Annotated in this window: 19 protein-coding genes and 1 tRNA gene; 11 read left to right on the top strand and 9 right to left on the bottom strand. The window is 34.2% G+C overall.

Annotation, left to right across the window (positions count from 1 at the left end):
* The first annotated feature begins 2 nt into the window (after positions 1–2).
* Positions 3–875: an LpxI family protein gene (locus M4Z11_RS03310; protein ID WP_249676220.1), complete on the top strand. Its 873-nt coding sequence runs from the start codon at positions 3–5 to the stop codon at positions 873–875.
* Positions 868–2,043: a lipid-A-disaccharide synthase gene (gene lpxB / locus M4Z11_RS03305; RefSeq protein ID WP_249676216.1), complete on the top strand. Its 1,176-nt coding sequence runs from the start codon at positions 868–870 to the stop codon at positions 2,041–2,043. The genes M4Z11_RS03310 and lpxB overlap by 8 nt, the downstream gene beginning before the upstream one ends.
* Positions 2,044–2,069: 26 nt before the next feature.
* Here lpxB and M4Z11_RS03300 read toward each other — a convergent pair whose 3' ends face one another.
* The 6 genes from M4Z11_RS03300 to gltX (M4Z11_RS03275) all read right to left on the bottom strand — a co-directional run bounded on the left by M4Z11_RS03300 (position 2,070) and on the right by gltX (M4Z11_RS03275) (position 8,898).
* Positions 2,070–2,849, bottom strand: coding sequence for an amino acid ABC transporter ATP-binding protein (locus tag M4Z11_RS03300; RefSeq protein WP_283772498.1), 780 nt, complete (start codon positions 2,847–2,849; stop codon positions 2,070–2,072).
* 80 nt (positions 2,850–2,929) lie between these two features.
* Entirely contained in the window at positions 2,930–3,637 is a 708-nt protein-coding gene (locus M4Z11_RS03295) for an ABC transporter permease (protein WP_249676212.1), read from the bottom strand.
* A 14-nt stretch (positions 3,638–3,651) separates the two neighbouring features.
* A complete protein-coding gene (locus M4Z11_RS03290; RefSeq protein WP_249676209.1) occupies positions 3,652–4,356 on the bottom strand; it encodes an ABC transporter permease in 705 nt (234 codons plus the stop codon).
* Between the two features lie 95 nt (positions 4,357–4,451).
* On the bottom strand, positions 4,452–5,189 hold the full coding sequence (locus M4Z11_RS03285; protein ID WP_249676206.1) for a transporter substrate-binding domain-containing protein: 738 nt from the start codon (positions 5,187–5,189) through the stop codon (positions 4,452–4,454).
* Between the two features lie 726 nt (positions 5,190–5,915).
* Positions 5,916–7,220 (bottom strand): citrate synthase, encoded by a 1,305-nt coding sequence (gltA, locus tag M4Z11_RS03280; protein WP_249676203.1) that lies wholly within the window; start codon positions 7,218–7,220, stop codon positions 5,916–5,918.
* 262 nt (positions 7,221–7,482) lie between these two features.
* Positions 7,483–8,898: a glutamate--tRNA ligase gene (gene gltX, locus M4Z11_RS03275; RefSeq protein WP_249676200.1), complete on the bottom strand. Its 1,416-nt coding sequence runs from the start codon at positions 8,896–8,898 to the stop codon at positions 7,483–7,485.
* 114 nt (positions 8,899–9,012) lie between these two features.
* On the opposite strand from gltX (M4Z11_RS03275), the gene M4Z11_RS03270 reads away from it, so the two are divergent.
* Positions 9,013–11,277 (top strand): ComEC/Rec2 family competence protein, encoded by a 2,265-nt coding sequence (locus tag M4Z11_RS03270; protein WP_249676196.1) that lies wholly within the window; start codon positions 9,013–9,015, stop codon positions 11,275–11,277.
* A gap of 68 nt (positions 11,278–11,345) precedes the next feature.
* Here the strand turns inward: M4Z11_RS03270 and bfr are convergent, their stop codons facing one another.
* Entirely contained in the window at positions 11,346–11,831 is a 486-nt protein-coding gene (bfr, locus tag M4Z11_RS03265) for a bacterioferritin (RefSeq protein WP_249676193.1), read from the bottom strand.
* A 455-nt stretch (positions 11,832–12,286) separates the two neighbouring features.
* On the opposite strand from bfr, the gene rpiA reads away from it, so the two are divergent.
* The 7 genes from rpiA (at position 12,287) to gltX (M4Z11_RS03225) (ending at position 19,479) form a co-directional block, all read left to right on the top strand.
* The gene (gene rpiA, locus M4Z11_RS03260; protein WP_249676190.1) at positions 12,287–12,991 is read left to right on the top strand and encodes a ribose-5-phosphate isomerase RpiA; all 705 of its coding nucleotides are present in this window, start codon (positions 12,287–12,289) and stop codon (positions 12,989–12,991) included.
* Positions 12,992–13,040: 49 nt separating this feature from the next.
* On the top strand, positions 13,041–13,601 hold the full coding sequence (locus tag M4Z11_RS03255; protein WP_249676188.1) for a DUF2059 domain-containing protein: 561 nt from the start codon (positions 13,041–13,043) through the stop codon (positions 13,599–13,601).
* Between the two features lie 177 nt (positions 13,602–13,778).
* The gene (gene gorA / locus M4Z11_RS03250) at positions 13,779–15,161 is read left to right on the top strand and encodes a glutathione-disulfide reductase (protein ID WP_249676183.1); all 1,383 of its coding nucleotides are present in this window, start codon (positions 13,779–13,781) and stop codon (positions 15,159–15,161) included.
* Between the two features lie 539 nt (positions 15,162–15,700).
* On the top strand, positions 15,701–15,910 hold the full coding sequence (locus tag M4Z11_RS07415; protein WP_349628746.1) for a 3-deoxy-7-phosphoheptulonate synthase: 210 nt from the start codon (positions 15,701–15,703) through the stop codon (positions 15,908–15,910).
* A gap of 190 nt (positions 15,911–16,100) precedes the next feature.
* The gene (locus M4Z11_RS03235; RefSeq protein ID WP_249676180.1) at positions 16,101–16,223 is read left to right on the top strand and encodes a 3-deoxy-7-phosphoheptulonate synthase; all 123 of its coding nucleotides are present in this window, start codon (positions 16,101–16,103) and stop codon (positions 16,221–16,223) included.
* Between the two features lie 179 nt (positions 16,224–16,402).
* Positions 16,403–18,079 (top strand): NAD+ synthase, encoded by a 1,677-nt coding sequence (locus tag M4Z11_RS03230; RefSeq protein ID WP_249676178.1) that lies wholly within the window; start codon positions 16,403–16,405, stop codon positions 18,077–18,079.
* An 11-nt stretch (positions 18,080–18,090) separates the two neighbouring features.
* Positions 18,091–19,479, top strand: coding sequence for a glutamate--tRNA ligase (gltX, locus tag M4Z11_RS03225; RefSeq protein WP_249676172.1), 1,389 nt, complete (start codon positions 18,091–18,093; stop codon positions 19,477–19,479).
* A gap of 48 nt (positions 19,480–19,527) precedes the next feature.
* Here the strand turns inward: gltX (M4Z11_RS03225) and M4Z11_RS03220 are convergent, their stop codons facing one another.
* Positions 19,528–20,928 carry a DEAD/DEAH box helicase gene (locus M4Z11_RS03220; protein WP_249676166.1) on the bottom strand — a complete coding sequence of 467 codons (1,401 nt, stop codon included), beginning with the start codon at positions 20,926–20,928 and terminating at the stop codon, positions 19,528–19,530.
* A gap of 155 nt (positions 20,929–21,083) precedes the next feature.
* Complete coding sequence (locus M4Z11_RS03215; protein WP_249676163.1) at positions 21,084–21,857, bottom strand: NAD kinase; 774 nt, start codon at positions 21,855–21,857, stop codon at positions 21,084–21,086.
* A 272-nt stretch (positions 21,858–22,129) separates the two neighbouring features.
* Here M4Z11_RS03215 and M4Z11_RS03210 point away from each other — a divergent pair.
* Positions 22,130–22,206: transfer RNA gene (locus M4Z11_RS03210), tRNA-Arg, on the top strand.
* The last annotated feature ends 22 nt before the right edge of the window (positions 22,207–22,228 follow it).

The raw sequence follows: 22,228 nt of genomic DNA, 5'->3' as shown, positions 1-22,228 counted from the left end.
AAGTGCCTTTTTCTAATGTTAGAAGTTGCTTTTCCGGTAGAACTGCTATCATTGCTGGAAGCGGTATTTTACCTACAGTAGTTGCTCAAGAACTTGAAAAACGTGGACAAAATCCTTTTCTTGTTCTTTTGCGTGGTGAAGCCGATGTAGCACTTTATAGTTATGAATATTGTGAACTATCAATTGTAGAATTAGCACGGTTATTTAAAATTTTAAAAGCGACTGAAATTCGCAATATTATTTTGGCAGGTGGTGTGAAAAAGCGTCCATCTCTTTTGCAATTGCGACCCGATTGGACAACTTTATTGGCTTTATCAAAGTTGTTTAAGGCATTGAGAAGTGGAGATGATACATTATTAAGAACTTTTATACGTATTCTGGAGGATCGTGGTTTTTGTGTTATTGGTGCTCATGAGGTTGTACCAGATTTGCTTGCTCCAATAGAATTTAATTTAACAGTGCAACGTGCTACTCCTAAGCAGAATGCTGATATTCTTGTGGCGGTTGAAGCAGCAAGGATTTTAGGTCGATTAGATATTGGACAAGCGGCTGTAGTTATTGATGGCCGAGTAGTTGCAGTAGAAGATTCAGAGGGAACTGATAATATGTTAAAGCGAGTCCAGGAAATGCGAGAAAGGCAGCAAATTATGCCGCAAGGCGGTGTTCTTGTGAAATGTGTAAAACCACAACAAGATCATCGAGTGGATTTGCCATCAATTGGACCTACAACAGTAATTAATGCTGCCAAAAGTGGATTGTCTGGCATTGCAGTGGAAGCAAAGAAAAGTTTGATATTATCTTTAGATAAAACGATAGAAGAAGCTAACAAACATTCTTTGTTTATAGAAACATTTAGGATAACGGGCAATGAATAATAGTTCTTTAAAAATTGCTGTTATTGCAGGTGAAGAATCTGGTGATTTACTTGGAGCAGACTTAATTTCATCTTTATCCAAACAGACAAGATGCGGTATTCATTTGATTGGTGTTGGAGGCAGACATTTAGAAGCATTAGGCTTGAAAAGCTTTTTTAACTTTAATGATATTGCTTTAATAGGTTTAGGAGCAGTGTTAAAGAAACTACCATTATTATTGATGCATATTCGTAATTTGTCTAAGTTCATTGCCCAGGAACAACCTGATTGTTTAATTATTATTGACAGCCCTGATTTTACTCATCGTGTAGCAAAAAGAGTACGCATTTTAGCGCCTTCTATTCCTATTATCCAATATGTTGCTCCAACTGTTTGGGCATGGCGGCCAGAACGTGCTAAAATTATGCGTAAATTTATTGATCATGTATTGGCAGTTTTTCCTTTTGAAGAAAAGATTATAAAAGATTTGAATGGGCCAGCTACAACTTATGTTGGGCATCGTCTTTTAACCTACCCACCGCTTTTAGCTGTGCAATCGAAAAAAAAACGTTTACGTAATGAACAAATATCACAACCTACAGTTGTTATTTTACCAGGATCACGGAATTCAGAGATACGCAATTTGATGCCTATTTTTGGACAAACAATAGAAATTGCTAAACAACGCATTCCTCATTTACGTATTATTTTACCAACTTTACCAGATTTAATAAATGAGACTCGTCTTTTAACGCAAGATTGGAAAAATGAGGTTGAGATTGTTGTTGGTGAAGATGCAAAATGGTCTGCTTTTGCAGAAGCTGATGTTGCTCTTGCAGCGTTAGGAACAGTTTCACTTGAATTAGCACTGGCAGGAATTCCAATGGTTCTGTGCTATAAACTTGATTATTTCTCTAAATTATTTTTTTTTTCAAAAGTATTACTATGGAGTTCTGCTCTGCCGAATATTATTGCCGATAAGCCTGTTGTTTCGGAATATTTTAATGAGTTTTTGCGACCTGGTATGTTAGCGAGGCAGATAGAACAACTTTTACATAACCATTTATTACGACATGTACAATTTGATTCTTTTGATATAATAGAGACGAAAATGAAAACAAAAATACCCTCAGGAGACATTGCTGCTCAAACCATTATGCGCTTTCTTAAGGAAAAACAGAATGTTTAAAATTGTTGATACCATAATGTTTATGGTTAATGTTTGATTTTAGCTAGAAAATCACGAGCACGTTGGCTTTTAGGATTAGTAAAAAATGTGCTTGATATTGTGTCTTCTATAATTCTTCCGTTTTCTAGAAAGAGTATCCTTTCTGAAACTTTGCGAGCGAAACCCATTTCATGGGTAACACAAAGCATTGTTATTCCAGTATTTGCTAGTTGTGCCATAACCTCTAAGACTTCTCCAACGCTTTCTGGATCAAGTGCTGATGTTGGTTCATCAAAAAGCATTATTTGAGGTTCCATACAAAGAGCACGTGCTATAGCTACACGCTGTTTTTGTCCACCAGATAGTTGTAAAGGATACTTATTACAGTGTTTTTCAACACCAACTTGTGTAAGATAATGGATTGCTTTTTCTGTTGCTCGTTGTTTAGAAAGTTTTTGAACTGCTATAGGTGCTAAGATACAATTTTGTATAACAGTCATATGGGGAAATAAATTAAAGTTTTGAAAAAGCATTCCTATTGTGCGTAAAATACTTTTTTGCTGTTGTATGGGAGCTTTATTAATATCAACATTGTGGACTAAGATTGAACCCTCTTGTGCTTGTTCTAGTTGATTAATACAACGAATTAAAGTTGATTTTCCTGATCCTGAAGGGCCGCAAATAACAATACGTTCGCCAGTTTCTATATCTAAATTGATGTCACATAGTACCTGAAAGTCCCCATACCATTTATTTAAGTGGCGAATAGAGATAATTAAGCTTTTTGCATTATCAATAGGATGATTATTTTTATTCTCTAGATTCATTTTTTATTTTCTCAATTGATGAATAAATCGATTAATTTAATATCTTTATTGGATTAAGAGTTTTTATAATTATCTTTTATTTATCGTAAATATCGGGTTAGATAGTGTTCAATCAGAATAATAACTCGATGAATAAACTCGACGATAATAAGATAAATAATAGCAGTCCAAACATAAACTTGGAAATCAAAAGTACGTGAGTAGATTAGTTTAGTTGTACCCATTAAATCATAAACAGTTACGAGTGAAGCAATCGCACTAGATTTAGTCATTAAAATAAATTCATTTCCTAAGGGGCGTAATGCTGCTACCATTGCTTGTGGAAAAATAATTTTGAAAAATGTTGTAGAGCGATTCAGTCCTAAAGCTTTTGATGCTTCTCGTTGTTCTGTTGCTACTGCTAGCAAGCTTCCTCTAAAGATCTCAGCTTGATAGGCAGAAGAATTAAGCGAAAAAATAAAAAGACAGCAATACCAAGCATTTTGAAAAAACCACCACAAACCAATTTGTTGCCAGAAACTGCTCAATGATCCAAGTCCATAGTAAAAGAGAAAGAGCTGTGCCAATAAAGGAGAACTGCGGAAAAAGTAGATATAAGCACGTGCCAAATATTGTAAGGGTTTATTGTTAGATACACGTATGAATGTAATTAATATACCAAGAAGAAATCCTATTGAACAAGAAATAGAAACAAGTTTTAAAGTAACAATAAAGCCATCAAATAATTTTAAGCTATAACGGCTTAAAAGTGCAGGATTAAAAAGAAAATAAAGCCATTCAGGAATCATTAGATCAGCACCTTTTATATCCTACTTGAGTTCATGTTATTTAGATAATGTAAAATTGTGGAAGAAACTGCTGAAAACAATAGATAGAGTAAGCATGCTACAAGATAAAACAGAATAGGTTCATTAGTTGCTGTAGCAGCTAAATTAGTTTGTCGCATGAGATCAAGAAGTGAAATAGTTGAAACAAGAGATGTATCTTTAAGCAGAGTAAGCCAATTGTTAGAAAGTCCTGGTAAAGCATTGCGGAGAAGTTGAGGAAAAACAATCCGGAAAAACGTTGTCGAGCATGAGAGACCTAAAACTTGAGCTGATTCATATTGGCTTTTATCAAACATATTAAATGCCGCAAGCCAAACTTCACAAGAAAAAGCTGCAAAAACCACACTGAATGCAATAATACCAGCAATAAAAGCATTAATACTAAATATTATGTCAATATTTAAGAAATCAAATATAGCTTGAATAAAGTTTTGTAAGCCATAATAAACAAAAAACAATGTTAAAATTTCTGGTAGCCCGCGAAATACCGATGAAAATAAAGTTGCTGTAACTTTAAGTATCTTGATATTGGATTGAATCATTATTGCATTCATAAGTCCTAAAGGAAGTCCTAAAATTAGGCAGCACAGAGCTAATGATAATGTCATTCCTGCACTTGTAAGTATTACTACACCCCACCCACCATTGCTAAATGATAGCAATGATAAACTGTCAATCATCTCCATTCTCCTAATAAAGATTTGAGTAGTTATTTGCTGAAAATTTAAATCATTTGCTCAATTTGTAATTAATTTTATGTTTAATAAGTATCACTTTAGAAGTATTTTTTAGTAATTTTATCATATGTTCCATCATCACGAATTTCTTTTATGGCTTTATTGAACTGGTTTTTAAGATCGTCGTTATTTTGGCGTATAGCAATTGCAATAGGAAGTTGAGTTCCTTTAATACTTCCTAAAAAATGGCAACAATCCTTTCCTTTGTTTTTAAACCAATCTAATATTTGTAATTTATCAAGAATAACAATATCAAGGCGATTACTTAACAAATCGCGTATTACTTCTTTTGTTGTGGGATAAAATTTAATGTTGACTCCTTTAGATGCATAATGATTTTCCGCATATATAGCTTGTGTTGTGTTTAATTGTACACCAAGATTTTTTCCTTTAAATGCTTCTGCCGAGATTTCTTTAATTTGTGAGTTTTTAAGAACAATTACAGCTAATTCTGTGCTGTAATAAGCATCTGTGAAGTCAATTTTTTTTAGTCGCTCTTGTGTTGGGGATAGGGACGCAATAATAGCATCATATTTTTGAGCAAGAAGACCGAGAATAATTCCATCAAAATCTTGAATGGTGATGACACATTTAATTTTCATTTTTTTGCAGAGTGCATGAGTTATATCAATATCAAAACCATGAAGTTTATTATTTGAGTCAATATAACTGAATGGAGGATAGGAGCCTTCAGTTGCAATTTTCAAAGTTTTAGCATGAGCTAACTGGGAAAATAGTGTTGCACTTATTATGAAGGCTGCAGCCAATAATTTCATTATCCTCTCCTATGAGGTGCACAAAAAGATACTACGCTATTACATATTTTATAATCTGTAAGCTTTATGAAGAGCAATACAAAAATTTATTGGTGTTTATTTTTGTTATAATCATAACAAGTCTTTATTATGTTAGGAGTGTATAATATACGCACAGGAAAAAGTTCACAGTAAGTAAAATATGAATTGTATTTTCATTATCTTTATACAAGAATTATTTTAAATTATTCAATTTGTTTTCATTAATAATGCGATGGCTTAATATTTTGAGAATGGCTGAGCACTATTCTATTATGTCATGATAACATGCTTTTAATTCTGTCAGCTCGAATTTAGCAAGAAACATGTAAAAAGCGTAGAAAATACGATAAATCAGTTTGTGCGTGGTGAAATATAGATAAAAAAGCAATGATAGAATAGATTACTAGCGCAAAATCATTTTTTAATAAGGTAATTAAAACTTTTCATGGCTTGAAGCAGTTTGTATTGCTTTTTTTGTGATTGATATTACATCTTTCAAAGACTTTTGGTTTATTGGCACGCAATTTAAGCCGTTGCTAAGTAAGAGTTAGACGTAATATAATAAAACCTTATTTTAAATCTTAACTTAATATAACGTCTCTATGTTTTTAAAAATAGAAAGAGCAATTAAAAATGAGAGTGGTAATTTGAAGAAAATACAAAAAAATAAAGCCCCAATAAATTAAGGCTTTATTGATTGATTTTTTATTTTTTTGAATTCGTACGGTTATTCATCGGGATATATTCGCGTGCTGCAGGGCCTGTATACAGTTGGCGTGGACGGCCAATTTTTTGTGCTGGATCTTCAATCATTTCTTTCCATTGTGCAACCCAGCCAACACTGCGTGCTAACGCAAAGAGGACAGTAAACATTTCAGTCGGGAATCCTAAAGCTTTTAATGTAATACCAGAATAAAAATCAACATTAGGATAAAGCTTCTTTTCAATAAAGTATTCATCATTTAGAGCAATTTTTTCAAGTTCCATAGCAATATCAAGAAGTGGATCATCTTGAATATTGAGTTCTTTTAAGACTTCATGGCAGGTTTGCTGCATGATTTTCGCACGTGGATCATAATTTTTATAGACACGGTGACCAAAGCCCATAAGACGGAAACGATCATTTTTATTTTTTGCACGCGCAATAAACTCAGGAATTTTTTGAACAGCGCCTATTTCTTGCAGCATTTTTAGACACGTTTCATTAGCACCACCGTGCGCTGGTCCCCAAAGACATGCTACACCTGCTGCTATACACGCAAATGGATTAGCTCCTGATGAACCAGCAAGACGTACTGTTGATGTAGATGCATTTTGTTCATGATCTGCATGAAGGGTGAAAATTCGGTCCATAGCTCGAGCAAGCACTGGATTAATTTTATATTCTTCACAAGGAACGGAAAAGCACATATGAAGGAAATTTGCAGCGTAACTTAGATCGTTACGTGGATAAACAAATGGTTGCCCAATACTATATTTATATGCCATCGCAGCAAGAGTTGGCACTTTGGAAATAAGACGAATAGAAGCAATCATTCTCTGCTGGGAATCTGTAATGTCAATGGAATCATGATAGAATGCAGACATTGCTCCGAGGCAAGCAACCATAACAGCCATAGGATGAGAATCACGACGAAAGCCATGGAAAAATCTTGCAAATTGTTCATGTACCATCGTGTGTTGCATAATACGCTGATCAAAATCAATTTTTTCTTGTTTGGTTGGTAATTCTCCATAAAGCAAAAGATAGCAGCTTTCGAGAAAGTCTCCTTTTTCAGCGAGCTGATCAATAGAATAACCACGATAAAGTAGGATTCCTTTGTCACCATCGATATACGTGATTTTTGACTCACAAGAGGCAGTTGAGGTAAAGCCAGGATCATAAGTAAAGGTGTCAGTTTCTTTATAAAGAGACGCAATCTCGATGACATCAGGGCCAATAGTCCCTTTACGGATAGGTAATTCTATTTTTTTATCATTGACAGTCATACATGCTTTATTTTCGGACATTAAATATTTCCTTTCAGTGCTGCCATTTTTTAAAATTAATATGCTGTTTTATTCGCTATGGCAATTTATAGTTAAAGCTTTTCCTACTTATATTAAGAATATATTGACTCTAAAATTTTGGTTAGGCAATCTGAAATATTGTTTAGTATAGTTTTTTTTTAATATTTATTTCAATTTTTTAAATTAAAAAACAATTTTATTTTTCATTAAGAGAATTATACTTTAATATTTGCTAGTTTTATATATTTCATTAATATGCTGTTCAGGTAATTTGGTCGTTGATGCGGTTAAGAGCCTCATCTTTTCCTAATAAGATAAGCATATCAAAAATTCCTGGTGATGTTATGCGTCCTGTAAGAGCCGCTCGAAGTGGTTGAACAACAGTTCCAAATTTAAGTTCTTGTATTTGTGCATAATGTCGGATGGTTTTGTCCAAAGTTTTTGCATCCCAATTTGGGCACGATATTAGGATAGGATAAATTCCTTTTAAAATAGTCCGACCATTTTCATTTAAGAGTGTTTTTGCTTGTACATCAAGAGGTAACGGTCGTTGTGCGAAGATAAATGATGCGTTATTAATAAGTTCAAGTAATGTTTTTGAACGTTCTTTTAAACTTGGTATTGCAGCTAGAAATTGAGCACGACATTTTTCATCAAGTTGTTTTGTTATTTTTAATTCATTTGCATTTTCCTGTAAAATATTAAGAGCAGCATCACATAGATTTTCATCATTACTGAGACGTATATAATGTCCGTTGATGGCATCTAATTTTTTGAAATCAAAACGGGCAGCACTTTTATTGATATCATCAATATCAAACCAAGCAATCATATCTTCTATTGAAATAATTTCGTCATTACCATGGCTCCAACCTAGACGAACAAGGTAATTGAGCAAGGCAGCGGGGAGATACCCCATTTTTCGATAAGCATCAATACCTAGTGCGCCATGCCTTTTTGATAATTTTGCACCGTTTTCACCATGGATGAGCGGAATATGGGCCATAATAGGAATATCCCATCCCATTGCATTGAAGATAATTGCTTGGCGAGCTGCATTTGTAAGATGATCATTACCGCGAATAATATGTGTTATCCCCATATCATGATCATCAACAACAACGGCGTGCATATAAGTTGGAGAATCATCAGAACGTAAAATGATAAAATCGTCTAGATCTTTATTAGGAAAGCGAATATCACCTTGCACACGATCGTGCAAAATCGTTTCTCCATCTTGTGGAGCTTTAATTCGAATAACAGGTTTAATTCCTTTGGGGGCTTCAGCAATATCACGGTCACGCCAGCGCCCATCGTAGCGTGGCGGTAAGCCTTTTGCAAAGGCATTTTCTCGCATTTCAGCTAATTCTTCAGGTGTTGCATAGCAATAATAAGCTTTGCCATTTTTTACGAGTTGTTCAGCGACTTGACGGTGACGCTCTGCTCGTTTGAATTGCGAAATGGGATCTCCTTCATAGTGAAGTCCCATCCAGTGCAGACCCTCTATGATAGCTTTAACTGCAGCTTCTGTTGAACGCTCTCGATCTGTATCTTCAATACGTAAAAGCATTTTTCCTCCAGTATGTTTCGCATAAAGCCAATTAAAAAGTGCGGTACGAGCGCTACCAATATGAAGGAAGCCTGTAGGTGATGGTGCAAAACGGGTAATAACAGACACAGATCTTATCCTCTAAAATTGAGATGTTATTTATGATATTTTATTGAAGAACTATGTTAACATAGGTATTAGGGTGTGCAATAGCCGCGTTGCAAGTAAAGTGAGGATTTGCGGATGTTAGATCAAAATAAAGTTGAAGATGATCTATCAAAAAGTCTTTTCTCACAGAGCAAACGTCTTATTTTGATACAGAAGGGTGATCGGTCTGTTATTGATGGTGCAAGCAATGCTACCTATAATGGGAAAGAGGATTCTCTATTTTCTTTTTTTAAAGAAAAAGTAGTTTTTTTATGGAAATGGCTGATAGATTGCATAAACAAGGAAATTTCTTTTGGACTACTTTTCTCATTAATTTTGGTATTTTTTTGTACAGGTGTTATTTTTTATTTCAGTTTAGAGCAAGAACCAAGTTGGAAACAATTTGTTGTATTGATTACTATATTCCTTGGCATGTTATATGTTTTACGGTGTTATCAGAAAATATGGATTATAACTGGATTTCTATTTTGTATTGTATTAGGCGCTTTGGCAGCAAAAATAGAAACATGGCGTATGTCTACGCCAATGTTGAGCTGCGATGTTATAACCATGCTAACAGGACGAATTGTTTCTATTAAGTCTGTAGGAAAAGGGGGATTTCGTTTAAAAGTAGATGTTTTGAAGACAGAACGACCTACTTTACCCTATAAGCTCAATCGAGTGCATTTAGTCGCAAAGTCTTTACCATATGGGTTAAATCCTGGAGACGGCTTATATGGAAAAGTAAAGCTTCGTGCTTTATCTGGCGCAATACGTCCAGGAAGTTATGATTTTAGTTTTCATAATTATTTTAAAAGAATTGGTGCTCAAGGATTTTATTTAGGAAAACCAAAAAAGATATCGGTTTTTCAGTCTAATACGATGTTAGGAAAAGTTTTACAAAAAATTGAAAATTTACGCATGCAAATGACTGAAAAAGTTAATAAAGCAATTGGTGGGGAAGAAGGAAGAGTTTCTGCTGCTTTAATAACAGGACAGAGAGGGGGGATTTCAAATAATACTAATGAAGCATTACGTATAGCTGGATTGGCACATATCTTATCAATATCGGGTTTGCATATGGCTTTACTGAGTGGCGTGGTTTTTGTTATTGTACGGAGCTTTTTTGCATTTTTTCCAGTCTTTTCATCTTATTACTCAGTTAAAAAAATTGCTGCCATTGCTGCATTAATAGTTACAGCTTTTTATTTGATATTATCTGGTTCAAATATTGCAGCACAAAGAAGTTTTTTAATGGTTGCTGTTATGTTGACTGCTATATTATGTAACCATTCTGCTATCACAATGCGTAATTTTGCTATTGCTGGTTTAGTAACTGTAGCTATAAGTCCGCATGAGATATTAGGGCCTAGTTTTCAAATGTCATTTTCTGCAACTGCGGCTTTGATTACTGCTTTTGCTTGGTGGAGTGAGGGGCATTTTTCTCATAAAGGAAATACAGCCCCTTCTTATGTTGGAGGAAGGGTACTTCGTTTTATCTCTTTATCTATTGTTTCAACTTGCATGTCCTCATTGATTGCTGGTTTTGCAAGTGGGATTTACGCAGCTTATCATTTTTCTAATGTAGCTCTTTTAGGTATTATCAGCAATGCTTTAGCTTTCCCTATTGTATCAATTTTTATCATTCCATTTGGACTACTCTCAGTTTTTTCAATGTTTTTTGGCCTTGAATGGTGGCCATTACAGATTATGGGATTTGGTACGAGCCTTATGATAAAAATTTCTTATGCTGTAAAAGCTATTTCTCCTATTTTAAATCCTGGATTTATCCCGTTATCTGCATTGATTTTATTAAGTATCGGTTTAGTTGGGCTCACTTTTTTAAAAACAGCTATTAGATTCTTTTTTGGTTTCTTTATTTTAGGGGGTATTTTAGTTTGTATGATGCAGTCACCTGTACAGTTAATCATAGCAGATAATATGAAAATTGTGGGTGTTTTCAATGACGATATATTATATATTGATCGTTATCATCCTTCTAAGTTTACAATATCTCTATGGGAAAAATCGTTTCGCATAAATAAAACCATTAAACCAACAAAGATTGGCCCATCTCTCAAAGGACAATTTATTTGCGATGATAATATCTGTACAACTTTATTAGAAAATGGATTTAAAATTGCTATCTTATATGGAGAAACAGATCACTGTGTAAAAGCAGATATTATAATTAGAAAACATGCAACAAGTAATCGGACATGCGATACAATAAACTCAATAATATTTACACCTCAACAATTATTATCACGAGGGAGTGTTATACTTACTAAAAATAAAAACACTCTTTGGTCTTCTGCAGGTTCTTATAGACCATGGAATATTCATAGGAAAAGTTTATAAAGACTAGCTAATTTACAGCCTCTATATAAATTTATAATAACCTTTTTCACAGATGAGACAATGGCTTTTTAGCATTCACATTCAGTAGAACTAGCATTGAGCTGACTATATTTCTCTTCTCCCATTGTGTTAAAAAGCTGAAGCTGAGTTTCAAGAAAATCAATGTGATTCTCCTCATCTTCAAGCAATTCATCAAATAATTTCTTTGAGATATGATCAGAAAGCTTAGCACAAATTTCGCGTGATTTTAAATAAAATTCTCGAGCTTCATATTCACTTGCAAGATCACATTCTAAAATATTCTTGAGGTTTTTTCCAATACGTAATGGCCCAGAAGATTGAATATTTGGATGTCCTTCAAGAAAAGTAATACGTTTAACGAGTTTATCTACATGTTCCATTTCTTCTATAGATTCTTTACGTTCTATTTTGGCTAATTTGATATAGCCCCAGTTTTCTATAAGAGAAGAATGCAACAAATATTGATTAACAGCACTAAGCTCAAGAGAAAGGGCTTTATTGAGCTGCTCGATAATTTGTGGGTGACCTTTCATAGTATTCTATTGTCCTATTTTTGTAGTACTAGATACGACTAATACAAAATATATTGCTTTGATTAAGTGTCGGCTAATCTTCTGTATCCTGAATGTTAAAGATCCGATAACATGAGGGAAATAATTATCACATCTTACTACACCATTCCATTAATTTCTAAACTAATTAGAAAGAATCAATAGTTAATAATCGTTTTTTTAAAGTAAGTATTTTTTTTGATTCTTATTTGCTTTATAAGTTCACAAGAATGCACTTTGTATTACGATTTTCAAATAATTATTTTATAAATTATAGGTCTTTTATTAAAAAAAACAAAATAGTTAATTACTGTATTCTTTGTAACCAATATTATTTTCAATAAGATAACAAATAAAGTCATAGCTGATTAGAGCAATAAATCGTTTTTTATAATTTATAATGAATATTGCTAATTGATATGAAGAAAGGATAATATATGGAGATCCAAAAATTAAAAAAAATAGCGGCTGCTAAGGCACTTGAATTTGTACAAAATAATATGCATCTTGGTATAGGCACTGGTTCCACAATAAATGAATTTATTCGTCTTCTTGGTGAGCGCATTGCAGATGGCTTAAGGATAACTGGTGTTGCTACTTCATATCATTCCGAGCAGTTATGTCGTCAGTTTGGAGTGCCTATCACTACTTTAGATAAAGTATCTAAACTTGATCTTTGTATTGATGGGGCTGATGAGATTGATCCTAAGATGACCTTGATTAAAGGAAGAGGTGGGGCATTATTGCATGAGAAAATTGTAGCATCTGTATCTGACGAGATGCTTATTATTGCTGATGAAACAAAGATGGTAAAAACGCTTGGTGCTTGTGGGGTGCCAATAGAAGTTAATCCATTTGGAATGAATGCTACATGTAAAGCAATTGAAAAGGTAGTGAATGATTTAGGACTCTCAGGAGAAATTAGGTTGCGTATGAATGGAGATATTCCTTTTGAGACTGATGGTGGTCACTTTATTTTTGATGCATTTTTAGGATTTATTTTAAATCCAAAAGTATTATCAGATGCGTTATTGAGAGTCCCTGGTGTTGTTGAACATGGTCTTTTTTTAGGTTTTGCTTCTCGTGCAATTATAGCTATGGCAGATAGTACAATAAAAGTTTTAGAGTCATCTAGTAATTAAAGAGTTGTTAGAAATTTAAGCTATGATATTTTACGGAGTTATCATTATTATGAGAATAATAGTTTTTTTTCAAAAATTTATAATATCGCTTAGTGCAGTTGCTATTTTGACTGTAAATATTGGGATAACTTATGCGCAAGATATGAGTGAAAAACATTTAAATTCAGCCCAAAATGTGATTAATGCTATTCGTGCAACTGATCAGTTTGATAGTTTTTTGCCAATGGCAGCACGTGATATTAAAGAAAAATTAATAAGTACTGATCCAAACTTAGAAAAAAATATTGCTACGATTGTTGATAAACAAGCACTTGCTTTAGCTAAACGACGTGCTGATTTGGAAAAAGAAGTTGCTCATGTATATGCAAAGCATTTTAGTGAGGAAGAACTTGATAAAATTTCAGCATTTTATAGTTCTGATGTTGGTAAAAAATTTTTGATGAAAGTTCCGGATGTTGCACGCGATGCTTATTCTGTATTTGATGCATGGTGTTCTACTATAATGCAAAATCTTATAAAAAATGTAGAAAAAGAAATGTCTCAAACACTTAACTTAAATAATTCTATTACTCCTATGGAGTCTACTTCTTCAAAATCTCCAATGCAGTAATTGCATAAGCGTTTTATTTAAAAGCATTAGTTAGATTATTACTTTAAAGAAAAAAGATTACACTGAAAGTATTATCTTTGTACAAAAAAATTATTTTCAGAAAAAAGAAAAAATTTTTATTTGATGACAAGGAGCAATACCTGTACAGTAAAAATGTACGGGAAGGAGTGCTATATAATGCTTTTTGATTTGTTCGTTATTGGAGGGGGATCAGGTGGAGTACGTGCTGCTCGTCTTGCTGGGCAGCTTGGTAAGCGTGTCGCTATAGCAGAAGAACATCGTGTAGGGGGGACTTGTGTTATTCGCGGTTGTGTTCCTAAAAAATTGTTTGTTTATGCGTCGCAATATACGCGCGAATTTAAGGATAGCATTGGTTTTGGGTGGAAATGTGTTGATCCAATTTTTAACTGGAGCAAATTGATTGAAGCTAAAAATAAAGAAATATCGAGGCTGGAGGAACTTTATTGTAGGGGATTAAAAAATAACAATGTTCAAATTTATAAGAGTCGCGCTGTTTTTATTGATGAGCATACATTAGAGCTTTCTGCAACAGGCGAGCGAGTAAAAGCAGAAAAGATTTTGATCGCGACAGGAGCAATGATTGCTCCAAATTCTGCAATAAAAGGCAGTGAATTATGTCTTACTTCTAGTGAGGTTTTTGATCTTGAAAAATTACCAAAATCAATAGTTATTGTTGGTGGCGGTTATATTGGTCTTGAATTTGCTAGTATTTTTCACGAATTAGGTGTCAAAACAACATTAGTTCATCGTGGTGATTTAATTCTTCGTAATTTTGATTATGATTTGCGGCGATTACTAAGTGATGCGATGATTGAAAAGGGCATTTCTATTATCTATGGAGCTACAGTTGCTCAGGTTGAAGCCAAAAACAATCACTATAACGTTGTTTTATCAAATGGGCAAATTATTAGCACTGATCAAGTTATGTTGGCTACAGGACGTGTGCCAAATACAAAGGATTTAGGGCTCCAGAAAATAGGTGTTAAACTTAATGAAAATGGAGCCGTTGTTGTTGATGAAAAAATGACAACAAGTGTATCTCATATTTGGGCTGTTGGTGATGTCACTGGTCATGTTCAGTTAACACCTATTGCTATCCACGAAGCAATGTGTTTTATTAAAACTGCTTTTGAGGAAATTCCAACTATACCGGATTATAATTTAATTGCGACAGCTGTTTTTTCGCAGCCAGAAATTGGGACAGTTGGTCTTTCAGAAGAATGTGCTGTACGTTGTTATAAGTATGTTGAAATTTATCGTACACAATTTCGTTCTTTACGTAATACTCTTTCTGGTAATTCAGAAAAGATGTTTATGAAATTAGTTGTTGATGGCGAGAGTCGTATTGTTGTTGGTGCACATATTTTAGGAGAAGGTGCTGGTGAAATGGCGCAGCTTATTGGAATAGCGCTAAAAGGAAAGCTGACGAAAGATATCTTTGATGAAACTATGGCAATTCATCCAACAGCGGCAGAAGAGCTAGTGACGATGTATAAACCAAGTTATATATATAAAAATGGAAAAAAATTGGAAAGTTAAATAATCAGTGTTATAGAGAATTACACAAAGCTTTGCGTACTGTAGGCTGATTAGGTAAGCTTTAGAGAGAATGCGACGATGAAAAATGAGCGCGAATCTTGAAGATAAAAACTAATTAGACAAGTTCTAACTTATTCCGGTAAATCTGCATTACGAAAATTGAAAAGGAATTGAGCAAATATCCTCTTTTGGTTTTTACTGATGAAATGCGCAGTTTAAAGAATGAATTAACAGCGGTTGCGGAAGGCTAAGCTTTTTTATTGCAAGGGAGGTGATAATACAGAAAGCTTTGTTGAGTATAAGACTGATAATATTTATGATTTTTTCATGTATTTTTGCAAATGGCAATTATTTTAATCTTTGGCAGCTTAAAGCTAGTTATTAAAATTGGTTATATTGCTAGTTAATTTGAGAAGCCACGCTTTTCTGATATAAAAGAAAAGGTGCAGGGGAGCTACCATTTTATAAAGGAGATATCATTAAGGGGTGTGAAGAGAATTTGACACGATTGATAAAACCTCTGATGATTAGTACGCAGCATTTGTCCATACGTTATAGAGATTAGCGATCGTACACGCCAGCTTAGTCATATATGTGTAGAATATTGTCGTAGTCTTAAAAATTTTATCGGATTAAAATGTAATCTTTCTATTAATTCTGACGAGTTTTTAAAATTGATTGATATTCTTAATTCTGTAAACCAAGTTCGCTTGTCCTTAATTGTTTGTTTTAGTGATGATAGAGTTTAGAATTATCTTCCTAAATTAATTCGTGCGGTTCAAAGAGAATCATAGTATTGTTTAATTTTATGATTTAATGTGTGGCAATACGATTATGGCTAACAGTTATAAATGCATCTTTTTGATTATGTTTTAAAAGAAGTTGAGAATTTTTTCAGTTCATTAGGAATGAGGGCACTTAACCAGATGCCATTCTGTAATGACAGAAAGTAATGTAACTAAATGTACAGATAATGCTAATACTATTTCAGAAAAAGATCTTTCTGATCATTACCGTATCGATAATAATCCAAGATTAAATGCGAATCAATCACTGAATTAACTTTTCTTGTTGCTGAATTCCTGAAGAAAGTTGTGTTACTGATTTGTTAATTGTTGGAGAGAAGGTTTATATAACAATCCTATCCTGTTATTTATTTCTAATTTTTATGAAATTCAGCACTTTTGATAAAAAATGCTTTGATGATTGAAACTAATTAATGGTCACACTAAATTGATGCAATGGCACAAAAACTTATAAAAGATGATTTGCGGATTGTAATTGCTCAATTAAATCCCATTATTGGTGATATTGAAGGAAATCTCGCTCTTGCAGAAATGGCATATCAAAAAGCTTACGAACAGGATGCTGATCTTGTTTTGTTGACTGAGCTTTTCATAAGTGCTTACCCCCCTGAAGATCTTGTTCTTAAATCTGCTTTTACAAAGGCATGTGAAGATGCTGTTAAAAAGTTAGCGCAGCTTACGAAAGAGGGGCCGGGAATTATTATTGGTATCCCGTTAAAACGTGATAATGACCTTTATAATGGTATCATGCTTCTCGATGATGGACAGGTGATTGCGGAACGCTTTAAGTGTGATTTACCTAATTATTGTGAATTTGATGAAAAGCGCGTATTTTCTCCTGGTCCACGTCCTGAACCTATTGTTTATCGGGGGATGACGTTAGGAGTTGTGATTTGTGAAGATATTTGGAACGATCCTTCTATTTGTGCTGAGCTTAGCTATAAAGGAGCTGAAATTATTCTCGTTCCTAATGGGTCTCCTTATCACCGTAATAAAACAAAAAAACGTTTAGACATTGTTCGCGCACAAGCTGTTCAATCATATGTGCCAATTATTTATGCTAATCAAGTAGGCGGTCAAGATGAATTAGTATTTGATGGAGGCTCTTTTGCACTTGATGAGCATGGTCAAATGGTGTTTCAAATGAAGCACTTTGAAAATCATATTGCTTTGAGTCATTGGCAAAGAAAATCTATTGGGTGGCAATGTATTTCTGGTCCAAATGAAGAGCTTTTAGATGGGCTAGCTGCTGATTACCATGCCTGCGTTTTAGGATTAAAGGATTACGTCAATAAAAACCGTTTTAAAGATGTTCTTCTTGGTTTTTCAGGAGGAATTGACTCAGCACTTTGTGCTACAATTGCGGTCGATGCTCTTGGAGCTGAAAGAGTTTGTGCTGTGATGATGCCTTATTGTTATACATCACAGGAATCATTAAAGGATGCTAAAGAGTGTGCGCGTCTTTTAGGGTGTCGTTATGAGATAATACCTATTTTTAAACCTGTTGAGAGTTTTTTGAGCATAATGGCTCCTATTTTTTCAGGGTTGCGAACTGATGTTACAGAAGAAAATCTTCAAAGTCGTATACGTGGAAGCGTTTTAATGGCCCTTTCAAATAAATTTGATTCTATGGTCATAACAACAGGTAATAAATCGGAAATGGCTGTTGGGTATGCGACACTTTATGGCGATATGAATGGTGGTTTTAATCCCATTAAAGATATTTATAAAATGCAGGTTTACAAATTAGCTGAGTGGCGTAATAAAAATTACTTGCAGAATTTATTGGGACCAAAAGGAATTATTATTCCATCTAGTATTATAGAGAAAGCGCCTTCTGCAGAACTTCGGGAAAATCAAAAAGATGAGGATTTTCTTCCTCCTTATCCTATTTTAGATGATATCTTGCAATCTCTTGTGGAAGATGACATGAATGTTTGTGATATTGTTAAACGTGGACATTCACGGCAAACAGTTGAGAAAGTTGAACATTTGCTTTATTTAGCTGAGTATAAAAGGCGACAATCTGCACCAGGTGTGAAAATTAGTTATAAAAACTTCGGACGCGATCGTCGTTATCCTATTACCAATCATTTTCGCGATAAAAGTTGAGCATTATTTTGATGATAAAAGTTCGTTTTGCCCCATCTCCAACAGGTTATATTCATATAGGCAATACTCGTATTGCATTATTTAATTGGTTGTATGCGAAAGCGCATAATGGTATATTTATTTTACGTTATGATGATACAGATGTTGAGCGCTCCAAACAAGAATACATTGACGCTCTTATGGTTGATCTCGAATGGCTTAATATTCAACCGGATGAAGTTTATTATCAGTCTAAACGCTTTAATCGATATGATGAAGTTGCAGAAATTTTAAAACAACGTGGGCTTCTTTATCCCTGTTATGAAACGGCAGAAGAATTGGATCGGCGTCGTAAAATACAACTTTCACGCAAATTACCTCCTGTTTATAATCGTGATGCATTAAAATTGTCATTAGAAGATAAAAAAGCCTTTGAGAATCAAGGTCGTAGGCCTCATTGGCGTTTTCTTTTACCTAATTTTGAAAATAGTCCGTTTCAAACTAAACGAACAGAAGTTCATTGGGATGATATTATAAAAGGTAGGCAGACGATTGATTTGGCTTCTATGTCAGATCCTATCTTAATTCGTGAAGATGGAAGCTATCTTTATACTCTACCTTCTGTCATTGATGATATAGATATGGCTATTACACATATTATTCGTGGAAGCGATCACATTACCAATACTGGTGCTCAGATTGCTCTTTTTGAGGCTCTCGATGCGGTGCCTCCAATTTTTGGTCATATTAATTTATTAACGACAGCTTCAGGAGAAGGGCTTTCAAAACGGAATAGTGATCTTTCCGTTCGTTCTTTGCGCGAAGATGGCTTTGAATCTATGGCTGTTCAATGTCTTTCAGTGTTACTTGGGACATCGCAAAATGTACAAGCATACCCTAATCAAGCTGCTCTTTTAAATCATTTTGATCTCCAAGATATATCAAAATCAGCAGCAAAATTTGATGTGGTTGATCTTCTTGTATTGAATAGGTATTTTGTTCATAAATTAACTTATGAAGACATTAGAGCACGACTTGAAAAATTTTCTATTTATGGAGAACAAGCAGAACATTTTTGGAATACGGTAAGAAACAATATTACTAAGGTGAGTGATGCAGTCTTATGGTGGAAAATTATTTATACTGATGAGAGCTTTGATATAACTTTGCCTGAAGATCGCGCTTATGCGCAACAGTCTGTTCATTCGTTACCTGAGGGGATATTGAGTGATGAAAGCTGGAAAATTTGGACGACGGTATTGCAAGAAAAAACGGGTCGTAAAGGAAAAGCTTTGTTTATGCCGTTGCGTCAAGCTCTCACGGGGATGACACATGGACCTGAAATGGGAAAGTTTTTGCCACTTTTAGGACGTGAAAAGATAGTAAAAAGATTAATCACGGTAGGCAGTGGAAAACTTTAAGCCCAGTAAAACACTTACTATTATTTCTCAGTAATAAAATTAGAGAGTTTAAGTATGTTTTTTTATAAGCATAAAGGCTGGAATATCATCGCCAAATCCGATTGAAATAGGAGTTTTGTTTTTTTCATGACATTGGTTTGATGATTCCTCTTTATTATCTTTAGTTTCAACGTAAGCTAGTTTTTCTTTTTTTAGATTTTTTTTCTTTTCAGTTTTATGTTTTTTTTGAGCAGTTTTCTGTTGTAATTTTGTAAATTTTGTCTTTGCAACAATGTCATTTGTTTCATCATAATCTATTAAAGTAGAAAGATCGCCATTGAGCCACTCAATTTTTTCTTGGCTTATTTCTTCAATAGCACTAATATATTTTTCATCAGCTTTTGTGACAATTGTGAAAGCTTTACCACTACGTTTTGCTCGTCCTGTGCGACCGATACGATGAATATAATCTTCTGCATGTGTCGGTACATCATAGTTGAAAACATGGCTGACTGCTGGGATGTCAAGCCCACGAGAAGCAACATCAGAAGCAACAAGAAGTGTAAGTTTATTGTCTTTGAAATTAGCTAATGTGCTTGTGCGTGAATGTTGGTCCATGTCACCATGAAGTGCACCTACGCTGAAGTTATGTTTAATAAGAGATCGGACAAGTTCAGAAATATCTTTTTTTCGATTACAGAAAATGATAGCGTTTTTAAGTTCGTCACTTTCGTTATGAATAAGTTCTCTTAAAATAGCTCTTTTATTCCATGGTTTACTTCCAGATTTAACAAGTCGTTGCGTGATTTTTTTTGCTGTTGAAGATGCTTTTGTAATTTCAACATATATGGGGGAATGTAAAAATTGCTTTGTTAATTTTGTAATTTCTGGTGCCATTGTTGCTGAAAAGAACAAGGTTTGACGTGTAAAAGGAGTCAGTTTGCAAATGCGTTCAATGTTAGGGATAAAACCCATATCTAGCATGCGATCAGCTTCATCAATGACTAGAATTTCAATACCTACCAGGAGTAATTTACCATGCTCAAAATGATCCAGCAGACGTCCTGGTGTTGCTATCAAAACATCTGCACCTCGTTCAAGTTTGCGATCTTGGTGTTCGAAAGACACACCACCGATTAACAGTGCAACATTTAAATTGTGATTAACACCATATTTATCAAAGTTTTCTTTCACTTGGGTAGCAAGCTCTCGTGTTGGTTCTAATATGAGGGTACGAGGAATTCTTGCTCTTGCACGTCCTTTTTCAAGTAGGGTAAGCATGGGGAGCACAAAGGAAGCTGTTTTACCAGTACCTGTCTGAGCAATCCCTAAAATATCTTTTTTTTGAAGAATATGAGGAATTGTCCCACTTTGAATAGGTGTTGGGATCGTATATCCTGCTGATTTTATAGCTTTAATAACCTTTTTTGAAAGGCCTAAACTATCGAAACTGTCCAAAGCTAGTATCATTCTTTCTTTTTGCTGATTACTCTGCAATTTTAACGATTTTTTTTAGGATATTGGCTAAGTAAACATTCCATCCTCTTGAAGACGGGTTAAGGTGCATTTAAAAAAAAGTCAACTGTAACTACTATAATATCCGCAAAAAGAATGATAAAAAAAAATTAATAACGAAATTGTTCTGATAAAATGCGTTCATCCCAAGAATGGTTAGGATCAAAAAGGATAGAGACTGTTATTTCTGTTGCTGATGAAATAATAACTGAATAAACAGATTTCATTTCAACGTTGTCAGCAGCTGCATTGACGGGACGTTTGTCATATTCAAGCATATCAAAGCATACTGTGGCAGTATTTGGAAGTAAGGCTCCATGCCAGCCTCGAGGACGAAAAGGGCTAACGGGAGTGAGGATCATAAGGGGGGCCATAAGAGGTAAAATAGGTCCTTGTGCTGATAAGTTATATGCGGTAGAACCTGCTGGTGTGGCAACAAGAATACCGTCGCAAATCAATTCTTCCATGCGGACCTGGTTATCAATGCTGATACGAATTTTAGCAGCTTGATATGATTGGCGAAATAAGGATACTTCATTGATTGCAAGTGCTTCGATATGTCCTTGAGGTTGTGCATTTGCGATCATGCGTAAGGGATGAATTTCTTTTTTATGTGCAGCAGCAATACGGCTTGGTAATTTTTTTTCATGAAATTCATTCATTAGAAAACCTACTGAGCCTCGATTCATACCATAAATAGGTTTGTTAGTATTCATGACATCCCGTACTGTTTGCAACATTGTTCCATCTCCACCAAGTGCAACAATGACATCAGCTTCTTCAAGAGAAGAGTGACCATAAATAGATATTAATTTATTGGTAGCTTTAATAGCTTCTTCGGTTTCAGCAGAAATGAAATGAAAGCGGCTTGGTAATGTAGTCATTAAGAATTGTCCTGGTATTCGCAACTTATTTTTAAAATTTTTTAGAATTTAAAAAGTTTATATAAGGATTGTTTTGGTAAAAGAAAGAATTTTATATGGAGAGTAATTTATTAAAATAGATGGATATGTATCCAAAGTAGCATTAAAAAATAATATAATTCTATCAAAAATAAGCATATATTCTTTATTAAGTTTTAAAAGGAATAATTCATTATTGAAGCTGAGAGTATGATCAGCTAAAGGAATATAACAATTTTAATCGCCATTTTTAAGCACCCGTAGCTCAGTTGGATAGAGCGCTGCCCTCCGAAGGCAGAGGTCACAGATTCGAATTCTGTCGGGTGCACCAAATTTCCCGTTTTGCTTCATAT

The sequence above is a fragment of the Bartonella bilalgolemi genome, assembly GCF_023500045.1.
Taxonomy (GTDB): domain Bacteria; phylum Pseudomonadota; class Alphaproteobacteria; order Rhizobiales; family Rhizobiaceae; genus Bartonella; species Bartonella bilalgolemii.
This window is presented reverse-complemented; position numbering and strand designations above follow the sequence as displayed.